Consider the following 15,984-nt stretch of genomic DNA (forward strand, 5'->3'; position numbering starts at 1 on the left):
CGGTGCTCGGCGGCGGAGCCACTGTGGCCCCGCCCAGCGCCGCGACCGGGCGCAGGCGAGCGGGCGCCCGGAGTCGTCGCCCGGGCCAACCACCGGCCGCCCGCGCTGCCCGACCCGGCCGCGCCCGCCGCCGCCGATCCCGCCGTGAGCGCTGCCGGCGCAGTACCCGCACGAACCCGGGCACCACTGCCGCACCGCCGCATGGCCGCACTGCCGCAGCGCCGCGCCGGAGTGGCCACGGCCGCCCCGGTCGCAGCCGCGCCGGTACGCGACGGCCCACGAGCATCCCCCGAGCGCGCGAGCGGCGGTCCGGGGTGGATATCCGTGGCCGCGTCCCCGATGGACGGTTGACCTCATCCTGCGCGCCGACGGTTCGCGAGATCGCCTTTCTTGACAGTTTCGATGCGCAAGTCAAATGGCTTGCGGCCTATTGACATTAATTTTCCATATACCCAGGCTTCGATTCCTTCGAGCTCTTCCCCTTCAGGCGGAGGAACCCATGCCGATCGACCGTGACCTCGCCGGAGCGATGGTGCGCGACGCCATCGCCCGTCATCTCGCCGTCCCGACCCCGGGCATCACTGCCGACACCCCGCTGGCCGCGCTCGGGTTGGAGTCCCTCACCGCCGTCCGGCTGCGCCGCGACCTCGCCGAGCGCGCCGGCGTCGCCCTGCCGCTCACCGCGCTGCTCGGGCACCACCTGGTCGGCGACGTCGTGGCCGCCGTCGCCGCCGCCGGCCACGGCTCCCCCGCCGCCGACCCCGGCTCCCGCACCGCCGTACCGCCGGCGGAGCCCGCCGCGGACCCCGCCGACCCGGACGGCGCGGCGCTGACCCCGGTGCAGGCCGCCTACTGGGCCGGCCGCGAACCCGGGCTGCCGCTGGGCGGCGTGGCCACCTACTGGTACCACGAGTACGACCGGCGCCCCGCCGACCCGGAAACCGACCTCGCGGCGCTGGAGGAGGCGTGGGACCGGCTCGTCCGCCACCATCCGATGCTGCGCGCCACCGTCGGCCGGGACGGCCGCCAGCGGGTCGCCGACCGGGTGCCCCGGTACCGGATCGGCCGCACCGACCTGCGCCGGGCCACGCCCGAGCGGGCGGCCGCGGCCCTGGCGGAGCTGCGCGCGGAGCGCTCGCACCGGGTCCTGCCGACCGACCGGTGGCCGCTGTTCGACCTGCACGCCGCGCTGTGCCCGGACGGCCGTACCCGGCTGTTCGTCGGCTTCGACGTGCTGATCCTGGACTTCGCGAGCTGGCGGCTGCTGCTGCGGCAGTGGGGCCGGCTCGTCGCCGCGCCGGGGAGCGCGCTGCCCGCCGTACCGCTGACCTTCCTGGACGTGCTCCGGCGGCGGGCGGCCGACCCCGCCGAGCGCGAACGCCGCGACCGGGACCGGGCGTGGTGGCGGGCGCAGGGGCCGCTGCTGCCGCCCGCGCCGGACCTGCCGTACGCCGAACTGCCCGAGACGCTCACCGGGGCGCAGTTCGCCCGGCACGGCCGCCGGCTCGAGGCCGAGGCGTGGGCGGCGCTGCGCGCCGCGGCGGCCCGGCACGGCGTCTCGGCGACCGCCACCCTGCTCGCGGCGCTGGCGCTGACGCTGGCCCGGTGGGGCGCCGACGGGGACTTCACCCTCAACGCCACCGTCTACGACCGCCCCGACATTGCCGGAGCGGACGGCGTCGTCGGCGACTTCACCGGTACGGCCCTGGTCGGGCTGCCCGCGCCCGGGCCGGGCACCCCGTTCGCCGACTACGCCGCCGATGTCAACGCCCGGTTCTGGGCGGCCCTGGACCACACCGGGGTGACCGGCGTCGAGGTGCTGCGCGACCTGCCCGCGGCCGCCCGGCCCGGCTTCCCCGTGGTGTTCACCTCCGGCGTCGGGCTGCCCACCGACGGGGCGGGCTGGCTCGGCGAGGAGGTGTACGGCGTCTCCCAGACCCCGCAGGTGGCGCTGGACCACCTCGTCTGGGAGGAGGACGGCCGGCTCCGCGTCTGCTGGGACGCCGCCGTGCGCGCCTTCCCCGCCGGGTACGTCGACGGCCTCGCCGACGCCCACCACCGGCTGCTCACCGCGCTCGCGGCTTCCGACGCGCCGTGGCGGGCGCCGGACCCGGGCTGGGACCCCACCTTCCGGTCGCGGCAGCCGGCCGCGCCCACCCCCTACCCGGACGCCGGGCCGCTGCTGCACGACCCGGCGTCCGGGGTGGCCGCCCGGACCCCGGACGCGCCGGCGGTGCTCGGCGGCGGCCGGCCCTGGAGCCACGCCGACCTCGCCGGCCGCGCCGGGGCCGTCGCCGCGGCGCTGCGTACCGCGGGGGTGGCGGCCGGCGAGCCGGTGCTCGTCGCCCTGCCCAAGTGCCCGGACCAGATCGCGGCGGTGCTCGGCGTGCTGGGTGCGGGGGCGGCGTACGTGCCGGTGGATCCGGGCTGGCCGGCGGCGCGGATCGAGGCCGTCTGCCGGCGGGCGGGGATCCGGCGGGCCGTCGTGGCTCCGGACGCGCCGGCCGCGCTGCCGGCGGGGCTGACCACCGTCACGACCGGCGGCCGCACCGCCGCGCCGCCGCCCGCCGCCGGCCGCGCGGCGTCCGGCCTCGCCTATGCGATCTTCACCTCCGGCTCGACCGGCCAGCCCAAGGGCGTGGCCGTCAGCCACGCCGCCGCCCGGACCACCATCGACGACATCACCACCCGGTACCGCATCGGGCCGGGCGACCGGGTGCTGGGCCTGTCGGCGCTGAGCTTCGACCTGTCGGTGTACGACATCTTCGGCGTACTCGGCGCCGGCGGGGCGCTCGTCCTGCCCGAGCCGGCGCGGCTGCGCGACCCCCAGTACTGGTGCCGGCTGATCGCGCAGCACGCGGTCACCGTCTGGAACACCGCCCCGGCGCTGCTGGAGATGCTGGTGGAGTACGCCGAGGGCGACCCGGACGCCGCCGCGGCGCTGCGCGGCCTGCGCCTGGTCCTGCTCTCCGGCGACTGGATCCCCGTGGCGCTGCCCGACCGGATCCGCGCGCTGGCCCCGGACGCGGAGGTGATCAGCCTCGGCGGCGCCACCGAGGCGGCGATCTGGTCGATCACGTACCCCATCGGCGACGTCGACCCGGGCTGGCCGAGCATCCCGTACGGGCGGCCGCTGCGCGAGCAGTTCTTCTACATCCTGGACCCCGCCGGCGCGCCCTGCCCGGTGGGCCGGACCGGCGAGCTGTTCATCGCCGGCGCCGGGCTCGCCGACGGGTACCTCGGCGACGCCGAGCAGACCGCCGCCCGGTTCGCCGTGCACCCCGTACTGGGCGAGCGGCTCTACCGCACCGGCGACCTCGGGCGCTGGCGCGTGGACGGCAACATCGAGTTCCTGGGCCGCACCGACCGGCAGGTCAAGGTGCGCGGGCACCGGATCGAGCTGGGTGACGTGGAGGCCGCGCTGGTCCGGCACCCGGCCGTCCGGCAGGCGGTCGCCTCCGCGCTGCCCGGCCCGGACGGCCGGCCCCGGCTGGTCGCCCACGTCTCGCTGCACCACCCGCTGCCCGACGTCGAGCGGACCCTCGCCCGGGACCTGACCCAGCAGCTCCCCGACTACCTGGTGCCGAGCCGGTTCGTGGTGCTCGGGGCGCTGCCGGTCACGGACAACGGGAAGATCGACCACCGGGCGCTGCCCGACCCGTTCGCGGCGAGCCGGCCGGCCCCGGTGCCCGCGGCGCCCGGCCCGGCGGAGCCCGGCGTCCGCGGGGCGCTGGCGGCGGCGCTGCGCGACATGCTCGGTACGGCGGACTTCGGCCTCGGGCTGATCCCGGCCGGCGCCACTTCGCTGGAGGTCGTCCGGCTGGCCAACCTGGTCGAGGACCTCACCGGGCAGCGGCCGGCCTTCGCCGACCTGGTCGACGCGCCCAGCATCACCGCGCTCCTCGACGGCATCGCGCCGGCCGACGGTCCCGCGGTGCGCGACGCGCCCGCGGCGACGGCGACCGCCGGGCCGGCCCCGGACGCCGCACCGCCCGGGCCGCCCGCCGGACCTGCCGGGCCGCCCACCGGACCGGCCGGGCTGCCCGCCGCGGCGGGTGGCGGGCTGCCCCTGCCGCCTGCCGGGCTGCACCTGACGCTGCGCCTCGGCGCGGACCCCGACCGGCCCCTGCCCGACGCCCTGCGCGCCGCCGGGGACTGGCTCGACGCCGCCGCCGAGCAGGCCGGCCGCGTCGGCCTGCCGCCGCCGCGGATCCGGGTCGCCGACGGCCCCGCCCTGGTCGAGATGCGGCTCGACGGGCCGCCGGCGGCGCCCGCCACCGAGCCGTTCGCGCTGACCGAGATGCAGTTGGCGTACCTGGTCGGCCGGGCCGACCGCTGGCTCGGCGACCCGGTCGCGCCGCACTACTACACCGAGGTGGAGCGCGACGACCTCGACGTCGACCGGCTGCGCCGCGCGCTGGCCGCGGTCGTCGCCCGGCATCCGATGCTGCGCGCCGTCGTGACCGCCGACACCCGCCAGCAGGTCCGGGCGGCCGCGCCCGCCGGCGAACTGACGGTCGTCGACCTGTCCGGGTACCCGCCCGCCGAGCAGTCGACGCGGTTGGCGGGCCTGCGCCGCGACCTCTCCCACCGGATCGTCGACCCCACCGGCGAGCCGACCCTGCACGTGACCGCGACCCGGCTGAGCCGCCGGCGCTGGCGCCTCCACCTCGGACTGGACCTGATCTTCTGCGACGCCCGCAGCGCCACCACCGTCGCCGACGAGCTGGCCCGGGCCTACGACGACCCGGCGGCCCTGCCCGCCGGCCCCGCCGCCGACTTCGCCGACTGGACCGCCGCCGTGGCGGCCGCGGCCACCGGCCCGCGCCGCCGGGCCGCCGAAGCGTACTGGCGCGACCGCGCCGGCGAGCTGCCCGACGGGCCCCGGCTGCCGATCCGGCCGCCCGGCCGCGGGCGGGTCCGGTTCACCCGGCGCCGTACCGTCCTGGCCCCCGACCAGTGGTCGGCGCTGCGCAGGCACGCCGCCGCCAACGGGGTGACGCCGTCGGCGGCGCTGCTGACCGCGTTCGCCGACGTGCTGCGCGCCGGCACCGGCCGGCCGGCGGGGACGCTGGTGGTGACCACGTTCGACCGTCCCCCCGGCCACGCCGGGGTGGTCGGCGACTACACCTCCACCGCGCTCGTCGACGCCGGCGGCGACGCCCCGCTGCTCGCCGACCGGGCCCGCGCGCTGAGCGGCCGCCTGCTGCGCGACCTGGAGCACACCACCGGCCCGCACGGCGTGCACGGCAACGAGGTACTGCGGCAGCTCACCGCGGACCGCGGCCGGCAGGTCGTCCTGCCGGTGGTCTTCTCCAGCGGCCTGGGCAGCACCGTGGACGGCGGCGGCGCGGCGGTCGACGCCTCGCACCTGCTGGCCGGGTTCGGCGAGACGGTGTACGCGATCAGCCAGACCCCGCACGTGGTGCTGGACTGCCAGGTGTTCGAGGCGGCCGGCGAGCTACGGGTCAACTGGGACGCCGTGGACGCCGCCTTCCCGCCCGGCTACCTCGACAACCTGTTCGCCGCCCAGCGCGACCTGCTCCACGCCCTCACCGACCCGGCGTCCTGGCCGCACGCCGACCCGGCGGCACTGGCGGGCCGCGACCTGGCCGCCGCGGCCGGCGGGCCGGCCGACGGGGACCCGGCCCGGCCGCTCGCGGCGTTCGACTCCCGGCCGGCCGGCCGGCCGACGCCGGCACCGGCGACGGCGGCGCGGGCCGCCTGGGAGGAGCGGATCACCGGCGCGATGGCGGAGCTGCTGGCCGTACCGGCGCGGAGCCTCGACCCCGCCCGCTCCTTCTTCGAGTCCGGCGCCACCTCCCTCACACTGGTCAGCCTGCACCAGCGGCTGCGGGCCGCCGCGCCCCGACTGTCGGTGCTCGACCTGTTCGCCCACCCGAGCATCCGCGCCGCCGCCACCCACCTCGCCACGGCCGACGACCCCGCCGCACCGCCCGCCCCGGAACGCCGTGCCGCACCCCCCGAACCCGGACCCCGGGCCGCGCCGCCGGAACCGAACCCCCATGCCGCGCCGCCCGAACCGGGACCGCGTACCGGGTCACCGGTCCCCCGCCAGCGGGTCGCACCGCCCGCCCCCGATCCGCTGCTCGCCGCCCGCAGCCGCGGGCAACGCCGCCGCCTGATCGCCGAAGGGACGCCCCGATGACCGCGATAGCCGTGGTGGGCCTCGCCTGCCGCTACCCCGGTGCCCCCGACGCGGGGGCGTACTGGCGGCTCCTGCGCGACGGCCGGGAGGGACTGACCCGGTTCACCGACGCCGAACTCGCCGACCGCGGCGTGCCGGCGGCGCTGCGGCGCAACCCGTCCTACGTACCGGTCGGCGGGCTGATCGCCGGCCAGGACGAGTTCGACCCGGACGCGTTCGGCATCAGCGAGGCCGAGGCGCCGCTGCTGGACCCGCAGGTCCGGGTGTTCCTCGAGTGCGCCCGGCACGCGCTGGAGCACGCCGGGCACGCCGGCGGGGGTACCGGGGGCAGCATCGGCGTGTACGCCGGCGCCGCCCTGTCCGGCTACCTCGCCACGAACCTCGCCCACCGGTTCGACCCGCTCGGCGGCGCCGACCCGGCGGGCAGCCTCGCCCTGCACACCGGCAACGTCGCCGACTACCTGCCCCTGCACGTCGCGTACCGGTTGGGACTGACCGGCCCCGCCGTGGCCGTCGGGGCGACCTGCGCCACGTCGCTGGTCGCGGTACACCTCGCGGTGCAGGCGCTGGCCGCGGGCGAGTGCGACACCGCGCTGGCCGGCGGGGTGTCACTGCGGGTACCGCAGGGCCGCGGCTACCTGGCGGTCCCCGACGGGCCGTTCTCCACCGACGGGCACACCCGCTCGTACGCCGCCGGCGCGACCGGCACCGTGTTCACCCAGGGCGCCGGCGTGGTGGTCCTGCGCCGGCTCGCCGACGCGACCGCCGACGGCGACCACGTCCACGCGGTCATCCTCGGGTCGGCGACCGGCAACGACGGGCCGGCCCGCGCCGGCTTCACCGCACCGGCCGCCGCCGGCCAGGCGCGGGTCATCGCCGAGGCGCTCGCCGTCGCCGACACCCCGCCCGACCGGATCTCCTACGTGGAGGGCCACGGCACCGGCACGGCGCTGGGCGACCCGATCGAGGTACGGGCGCTGCGGGAGGTGTTCGGCCCGGCCGACGCGCCCTGGTGCGGGCTCGGCTCGGTGAAGGGCAACATCGGCCACGCCGACTCCGCGGCCGGCGTCGCCGGACTGATCAAGACGGTGCTCGCGCTCCGCGAGGGGGTGCTGCCGGCCACCCTGCACGCCGCCGACCCCAGCCCCGCGCTGGAACTGCCGGGGTCGGCGTTCGACCTGGTCACCGAGGCGCGCGCCTGGACCGGCGCCGACCGGCGGGCCGGCGTCAGCTCGTTCGGCATCGGCGGCGTCGACTGCCACATGGTCCTGGCCGCCGCGCCGGCCGCCGCCCCGGCCCGGCCCGACGACCGGCCGCAGTTGTTGCTGGTCTCCGCGGCCACCGCGGCCGCCGGCCAGGCGACCGCCGCCGCCCTCGCCGACCACCTCGCCACCGCCGACCCGCCGGCCGCCGCTGGTCACCTCACGACCGCCGACCAGCCGACCACCGCTGGCCACGTCACGGCTTCCGGTCCGCCGGCCGGCGACCGCGCGGTCGGCGCCGCGCCGGCCGGCGCACCGGTCGACCTCGCGGACGTCGCGCACACCCTCGCGGTCGGCCGGCCGGCCATGCCGCACCGCATCGCCGTCGCCGCCGCCCCGGCCGCGGCCGCCGCCGCCCTGGCCGCCGCCCGGCCGGCCGCGCCGGCCGGGCCCGCCCGGCTGGTGTACGCGTTCCCCGGCGGCGGGGCGCAGTTCGCCGGCGCCGGCCGGGTGCTCTACCGGCAGGAACCGGTGTTCGCCGCCGCCGTCGACGAGCTGGCGGACGCGTTCGCCGGCCGCATCGGGGTCGACCTGCGCGCCGACGTCCGGGCCGCCGGCGAGCCGGCGGCCGTGGCCCGGGCCCGCGACCCGCGGACCGGACTGCCGCTGCTGTTCACCGTCAGCATGGCCACCCTGGCGCTGCTGCACCACTGGGGGGTCCGCCCCGACGTGGTCCTCGGGCACAGCATCGGCGAGTACGCCGCCGCGGTCGCCGCCGGCGCCCTGGATCTCCACGACGCCGCCGCCCTGGTCGCCGAGCGGTCGGTGCTGATGGCCGGCCTGCCGGCCGGGTCGATGCTCGCGGTACCGCTGCCCGAGGCCGAGGTCGCCGACCTGCTCGGCCGCCACCCCGCCCTGGACATCGCCGCCGTCAACGCCGCCGACGCCTGCGCCGTGGCCGGCCCGGCCGACGCCGTGCGCGCCCTCCGCGACGAGCTGACCGGCCGCGGGGTCGACGCCCGCCCGGTCCGGGTGGACGTCGCCGCCCACTCGCGGCTGGTGGAGCCGGCGATGCCGGCCCTGGCGCGCGCCGCCGCCGACCTGTCCCCCCGGCCCGCGCGGGTCCCGCTGGTCACCACGATCACGGGCCGGCTCGCCGACGCCGCGGACCTGGCCGACCCGCAGCGGTGGGTGCGGCACCTGCGCGCCCCGGTGCGCTTCGGCGCCGCGCTGGACACCGCCGTCGGCGACGCCGGCCCCGCGGTCGTGGTCCAGGTCGGGCCGGGTGCGCTGATCGCCTCCCTGGCCGCCCGGCACGGCCGCCCGGCCGTACCGGCGGCGCTCACCACGCTGGGGCGCGCCGACGACGAGCCGGCGGGCCGGGCCGAGCTGCTCGGCGTGCTGGGGCGGCTGTGGCAGCACGGCGTGCCGATCGACCACGCCGCGACGCTCGCCGCCCCGCGCCGCCGGGTGCCGCTGCCGGGGTACGCGTACGGTCGCCGCCGCTTCTGGATCGAACCCCGGCCGCGCACCGCCGGCCACCGCGCGCCCGGCGAGGCCGCCGACGAACCGTCGGCCGCCGCCCCGCTGCACCTGCCCGCGTGGCGGCAGCTCCCCCCGCTCCCGCCGGCGCGGCTGGCCGGGCAGCGGTGGCTGGTCGCCGGACCCCACCCGTACGCCGGGCGGGTGGCCGACGCGCTGCGCGCCGCCGGCGCGGAGCCGGTCGACCGCCTCGGCGCCGACACCACCGGCGTGGTCAGCCTCATCGGGCTCGACGGCGGCCCGGCCGGGGACCGGGTGGCCCGCGCGGTGGCCGCCTACGGCGGCCTGGCGCAAGCCGGCGCCGGGGCCGACGCGCCGCTGGCCCTGTTGCAGGTCACCGTGGACGCCGAGCCGGTCGACGGCGGCGAGCCGGTGGACCCGGCGGCCGCCGCGGTGCGCGGCCTGCCCCGGGTACTCGGCCAGGAACTGCCCCGCCTGCACTGGCGCTGCCTGGACCTGCGCGCCGTGGACGCCGCCGCCGTACTCGCCGAGGCCGCCGACCTGGTCGCCTCCCCCCGGCGGCGCTGCTGGGAGGTCGCCGTCCGGGCCGGCCGCCGCTGGCTGCGCGAGTGGGCGCCCTGGCAGCCGGACGACGTGCCGGACCTGCCGGCCGCCCCGGTGGTACTCATCACCGGCGGCCTGGGCGGCGTGGGACTCGCCGTGGCCGGGGCCTGGTGCGCGGCGCACGACGCGACCGTCGCCCTGCTCGGCCGCACCGACCTCGCCGCGGCGCCCGCGCAGCGGCGGGAGGCGGTGGCGCGGCTGCGCGCCGCCGGCGCCCGGGTCGAGACGCACGCCTGCGACGTGACCGACGCCGCGGCGCTGGGCGCCGCCGTGTCCGGGATCGTCGCCGCGCACGGCCGGCTCGACCTCGTGATCCACGCCCCGGTGGTGGTGGCGCTGGCCGGCCTGGCCGAGCGCGACGACGCCACCACCGCGGCGGTGCTGGCCCCCAAGGTCGACGGCGTACTGGCGCTGCGGGCGGCGCTGCGCCGGACCGGGCAGCGCCCGACGGTCCTGCTGGCGTCGTCCGCCGCCGGGACGATCGGCGGCTTCGGCCTGGGCGCCTACGTGGCGGCCAGCCGCTTCCTCGACGCCGTGGCCGCCGCGGAGCCCGGCTGGACGGCGGTCGACTTCGACCGGTGGCGCTTCGGCACCGCCGCCGAGGCCGAGGCCGCCGCCGGGATCACCATGCGCAACGCGCTGGACGCCGCCGACGCCGTGCGGGCCCTGACCGCCGTCGCCGCGCTGGGCCACGCCGGGCGGGCCCCCGACCAGGTGGCGATCTCGCCGGCGCCGCTCAACGAACGCGCCGTAGCGCTGCCCACCCGCACGGTCAGCGGCCCGGCCGCCGGCGGCGCGGCGCTGGCCACGGCCGGGCAGCGCCTGATCGCGCAGGTGTGGTCCGAGGCGCTGGGCCGCACCGTGGACTCCGCCGACGACGACTTCTTCGCCCTCGGCGGCCACTCCCTGCTCGCCACCCGGGTGCTGGCGACGCTGCGCGACGCGCACGGCGTCCGGCTCCGGCTGCGCGACCTCCTCGCCTGCCCGACCGTGGCGGCGCTGGCCGCCCTGATCGCCGACAACCCGGACAGCGCCGGGCCCCCGGCGACCGCCGCCACGCCGGCCACCGCGCCGGTTGCCGACGCGCGCGCGGCGGCGCCGTTCCCGCTGACCAGGGTCCAGCACGCGTACCGGGTGGGGCGCTCCGACGACTACGCCCTGGGCTCCGTCGGCTGCCACTTCTACCTGGAACACGAGTGCGCCGAGCTGGACGTACCCCGCTACGAGCGGGCCTGGAACGCCGCCATCGCCCGGCACCCTATGCTGCGCGCCGTGGTCACCGCCGACGGCGAGAACCTGGTCCTGCCGGCCGTACCCCGGTACCGGGTGCCGGTCACCGACCTGCGCGGGCACGAACCCGCCCGGGCCGGGGCGGAGCTGGCCGCGTGCCGGGACCGGCTGTCGCACCGGGTGGCCGACCCGACCCGCTGGCCGCTCATCGTCAGCGAGGTCGTCCACCTGCCCGACGGCACCTCGCGGCTGCTGCTGTCGGTGGACGTGCTGGTGTGCGACTCGGCCAGCTACCTGATCCTGGACCGCGAGCTGTGCGCGCTGTACCGCGACCCGGCCGCGCCGCTGCCGCCGATCGGCATCGACTTCGCCGGCTGCGTCGCCGCGCTGGAACAGCGCCGCACCACCGACGGGTACGCCCGGGCCCGCGACTACTGGACCGCCCGCGAGCTGCCGCCGGCCCCGCCCCTGCCCGTCCGGGAGACCGGCGGGACGCCGCGCTTCCACCGCCTCGCCGACGAGCTGCCGGCCGCGGCCTGGCAGCGCCTGTGCCAGCGGGCCGCCGCCGCGGGCGCGACGCCGACCGCGGTACTGCTGGCGGCGTACGCGACCGCGCTGGCCCGGTGGTCGGGCAGCGACCACTTCAGCCTGACCCTGACCGTGTTCGACCGCCCCGCCACCCACCCGGACGTCGACCGGGTCGTCGGCGAGTTCTCCTCCCTGCTGCTGCACGAGGTCGACCACCGCGGGCCGGCCACCTTCGCCGAGCGGGTCCGCCGCACCCGGGACCTGCTCTTCGACGACCTGGACCACCGCGAGTACGGCGGCCTGGAACTGCTGGCGGAGCGTGCCCGCCGCGGCGGGCACGCCGGCAACGTCCCGGTGGTGTTCACCGGCATGCTCGACATCGCCCGCGACGCCGACGGCGTCGAGCACGACCACGAGTGGCTGGGCCCGGTGGTCCACGGCGTCAGCCAGACCCCGCAGGTGTGGCTGGACCACCAGGTGTTCACCCGCCGCGGCGCGCTGGTGCTCCAGTGGGACGTCAACACCGCGGCGCTGGACCCCGACGACGCCGCGACCGCGTTCGCCGGCTACGTCGACCTCCTCGCCGCCCTGTCCGCCCCGGACCGCTCGTGGGACGACCCGGTCACCCCGCAGCCCGCCGGGGCGCCGGCCCCGGCGCCGGCAGCGGCACCGGCGGCGGCAGCAGCCGCGACGGCACCGGCGTCGGCGCCGTCGACCCGGGACCCCCTGCGCGACATCTGGGCCGAGCTGCTCGGCCGCGACGACATCGCCGACGACGCCACGTTCGTCAGCCTCGGCGGGGACTCGCTGCTCGCCGTCCGGATGACCGCCCTCGTCCGCCAGCGCCTCGGCGTGGAGCTGTCCCTGCCCGAGGTCCGCTCCGAATCCACGCTCACCGAGCTGGCCGCGCTCCTCGACGGCCGGACCGCCGCCGCCGGCCCGGTGGCCGCCGGGCTGCGCCTGCGGCGCCGGCCCGACCCGGCGGCGCCGTTCCCGCTGATGCCGTTGCAGCAGGCGTACTTCGTCGGGCAGCAGGGCGGCTGGGAGCTGTCCTACGACTCCGCCCACTACTACACCGACGTCGCCCTCTCCGGTGTCGACGCCGACCGGGCGCCGGCCGCCCTCGTCGACGCGGTCGAGCGGATGATGGCCCACCAGCCGATGCTGCGCGCCCGGCAGTTGCCCGACGGCACCCAGCGGATCCTGCCGGTGGACGACCCCGCCGCCGCGACCGCACCCGTGCGCGTGGTCGACCTGCGCGACGCCGACGACGCCGCCGCGCGGACCGGGCTCGCCGCGGTCCGGGAGCGGATGGGGGCCACCGGACCGGACCCCCAGCGCGGACCCGGCTTCGCCGTCGGACTCACCCTGCTGCCCGGCGGGGCCGGCCGGCTGCACGTGGCCTTCAGCCTGCTCACCGCGGACGGCTGGTCCGCGCAGATCTTCGCCCGCGAGCTGCTGGCGTACCTGGCCGACCCGAACGCGGTGCACGCCCCGCTCCTGATCGACTTCGGCGACTACGTCACCACCGTCGCCGGGGCCGCGGACCGGCCGGAGTGGCGCGCCGACCGCCAGTGGTGGACCGACCGGCTCGCCGACCTGCCCGCCGCCCCGGCGCTGCCGCTGGCCGCGGAGCCGGCCGCGGTGACCGTGCACGCCATGGGCAGCCGGGAGGCGCGCGTGCCGGCCGCCACCCGGGCGCGGCTGCGCGCCCAGTGCGCGGCGCACGGCGTCACGCCGTCGGCGGCGCTCGCGGCGGGCTATGCGATCGCGGTGGCCGGCCTGGCCGGGCACCGCCGGTTCCTGATGAACACGCTCCAGTTCAGCCGGCACCCGCTGCACCCCGACGTCGACCGGATGATCGGCGCGTTCTCCGCGACCGCCCTGGTCCCGGTGGCGCTGCGGCCGGGCCGGGACTTCGCCGCCGCGGCCCGGGCGGTGCAGGACCGGATCACCGAATCGCTGGCGCACCAGTTGACCACCGGCGTCGAGGTGTCCCGGGAGTTGGCGCGGCTGCGCGGCAGCCACCGGCCCGTCGCCCCCGTGGTGTTCCAGAGCACCCTCGGCCTCAACACCGCCCTGGGCGGGGCGCTGGACAGCGACGCCGGCCCGCTGGGCCGGGTCGACGAGAGCGACCACCACCAGCGCATCCGGACCCCCCAGGTGCTGCTGGAGCTGCGGCTCTACGAGGTCGGCGAGGAGCTGGTGCTGTCGCTGGCCAGCGTGGACGAGGTGTTCGCCCCGGGCGACCTGGACCGGCTGTTCGCCGGGCTGGTCGCGCACGCCCACAGCCTCGCCGAACCGGCCGCCTGGTCGGCGCTCCCCGACCTGCCGGAGGCCGACGACCCGCCCGCCACCCGTACGCCGGGGCGCAGCGCCGTCCACAAAGCGGGACCGCCGCGACCCGGCCTCGAACAGGAGATCGCCGACCTGTGGCAGCCCCTGCTCGGCGCCCCGCCGAGCGACCGGGCGGCGGAGTTCTTCGCCCTGGGCGGCGACTCCCTCAGCGCCCTGCGGATGCTCCGCAGGCTGAACGCCGACCGGAAGGCGACCGTACCGCCGGCCCGGTTCCTGGCCGACCCGACCATCGCCGGGCTGGCCGCCGCCCTGACCGCCCCGCCCCCGCCGGCCGCGCCCGAGGTGCCCGCCGGGGGCGAGCCAGCCGGCGGCCGCCACGTGGTCGGGGACCGGGTCGGCGAACCGCGCCCGAGCGCCCCACCGCCCGCCGATGCGACAAGGTACCGGGTGCCGGCTCCGCGGATCGTCGACGACATCGTCGTCCCGCTGCGCCGGGGCACCGGGGTGCCGCTGGTCCTGCTCCACCCGTCCGGCGGCGACGTGGGCTGCTACGCCGAGCTGGCCCGATCGCTGACCACCGAGCGGCCGGTCCTGGCCCTGACCGACCCGGAACTGGCCGGCCACCGCCCGCCCGACGGCATCGACGCCCTGACCGCGCTGTACGGCCACGCACTGCGCCGCCACGCCGGCGACGGGCCGTACCTGCTCGGCGGCTGGTCGATGGGCGGCACCGTCGCCCACCACCTGGCCGCCGCGCTGCGCCGCGACGGCGCCGCGGTCGACCTGGTCGTCATGATCGACGCCAACAGCCCGGAACGGATCATCGCGCTGGAGGGCCTGGACGAGCCGCGCACCGAGGCGGAGCTGCACCTGCGCTACCTGCGCTCCGTCGAGGCGTTCCTCGAACTGGGCCTGCCCGACGACCTGGACGCCGCCGGCCTCACCCGGGAGCTGACCCGGGCCGGCCTGCTGCACCCCAACGACGGCCGGCGGCAGCGGCAGGCGGCGTTCAGCCGGCACCTGCGCGACCTGGCCGACCACCACGCCGTCGCCCTGGACGACAGCGTCCCGGTCGTCCTGCTGCGCGCCGCCGACCCGTCCCCGCGCAACTCCCGGATCGGCATGGGCGTCGACGACGCCTACGACGAGCCCGACCTCGGCTGGGCACCCTACTGCCCGCGGCTCGACGTGCACCGGGTACCCGGCCACCACTACTCGGTCATCCACGCGCCGGAACTGGCCCCGCTGGTCTCCGCCGCCCTCCCCCGCGGCGTCGACCCGATCCGGGAGGTGGCCGCGGCGGGCGGCCGCGCCCCGGCCGCGGGGCTGGGCTGATGCGCTACGACGACGTGTGGATCACCGGGACCGGCAGCGTCCTCGGCCAGCTCACCCCGGTCGCGGAGGCCGTCGCCGACGGCCGCTACGACGCGGTGGACGCGGCCGAAGCGGGCCTGCTGTCGGTCTCCGAGTCCGACCACGACCCGCCGGCCATGGCGGTGCGCGCGGGCCGGGCCGCGCTGGCCCACGCCGGCGGTACGGCCGCGCCCGGCCTCCACCTGCACGGCTCGGTCTACTTCCAGGGCCTGGACCTGTGGTCGGCGTCCTGCGCGGTGGCCGCCGAGCTGATCGGCGAACAGTGGTCCGGCCTGTCCCTGCACCTGGGCGGCCTGTCCAACAGCGCCCTGGCGGGCCTGGAACTCGCCGCCGGCCAACTGGCCGGGCAGAAGGACCTGTCGGCGGCCCTGGTCACCGCGGCGGACCGGTTCGCCGCACCGCAGTTCGACCGGTGGAATGTGGACTCCGGCGTCGTCTTCGGCGACGGCGCCGGCGCCGCCGTCCTCGGCCGCGGCACCGGCCGGCTGCGCCTGCTGTCCTCCGCCTCGTACACCGACGCCGGCCTGGTCGGCCTGCAACGCGGCGACGAGCCGCTCACCGGCGCCTCCACCGCGATCCTCCGCCCGCTGGTACTGCGGCAGCGGGCCCGCCAGTTCTTCGCCGCCGGCCGGCACACCCCGGCGTCGGTGCTGGCCCGGTCCATCGCCGGCGTACAGCGGGTGGCGGCGCGGGCGCTCGCCGAGGCGGACACCTCGCTGGACCGGCTGCGGTGGGTGTGCCCGCCGTTCGTCGGGGAGGCGCTGTTCCGTACGGCGTACGCCGAGCCGCTGCGCCTGGACCCGGCCCGCACGCTGCACCAACTCGGGCGGCGGGTCGGGCACCTGGGCGCGGTGGATCAGTTGGTCGCGCTCGACCACCTGCTCCGGCACCGGCTGGTCGCGCCGGGCGATCGCGTGGCCCTGATCGGCGTGGGCATCGGCTTCACCTTCACCTGCCTGATCCTCGAGGCCGCGCCGCGACCGCGGTGACCGGCGCCCCTGCACCATCGTCGGGAGCGGCGTCGATCACCCCGATGCGGCCGGCCGTCGTCGGGCGGCCGGCCGGCGACGCTGCGAT

General features: G+C 78.7%; 3 protein-coding genes. All 3 read left to right on the forward strand.

Translation table 11 applies throughout. The features are described 5' to 3' along the window. Positions 1-499 precede the first annotated feature (499 nt). Genes IEY94_RS19080 through IEY94_RS19110 form a run of 3 tightly spaced genes read left to right on the forward strand, consistent with a single transcriptional unit; the run spans position 500 to position 15,896 of the window. The gene (locus IEY94_RS19080; protein ID WP_189171593.1) at positions 500-6,169 is read left to right on the forward strand and encodes a non-ribosomal peptide synthetase; all 5,670 of its coding nucleotides are present in this window, start codon (positions 500-502) and stop codon (positions 6,167-6,169) included. Beyond that, positions 6,166-14,868, forward strand: a complete 8,703-nt coding sequence (locus IEY94_RS23705) for a type I polyketide synthase (RefSeq protein ID WP_229784258.1) — start codon at positions 6,166-6,168, stop codon at positions 14,866-14,868. The genes IEY94_RS19080 and IEY94_RS23705 overlap by 4 nt, the downstream gene beginning before the upstream one ends. Next, positions 14,868-15,896: a ketoacyl-ACP synthase III family protein gene (locus tag IEY94_RS19110; protein WP_189171594.1), complete on the forward strand. Its 1,029-nt coding sequence runs from the start codon at positions 14,868-14,870 to the stop codon at positions 15,894-15,896. The genes IEY94_RS23705 and IEY94_RS19110 overlap by 1 nt, the downstream gene beginning before the upstream one ends. Positions 15,897-15,984: the final 88 nt, after the last annotated feature.

It is taken from the genome of Pilimelia anulata (genome assembly GCF_014647895.1).
GTDB lineage: Bacteria > Actinomycetota > Actinomycetes > Mycobacteriales > Micromonosporaceae > Pilimelia > Pilimelia anulata.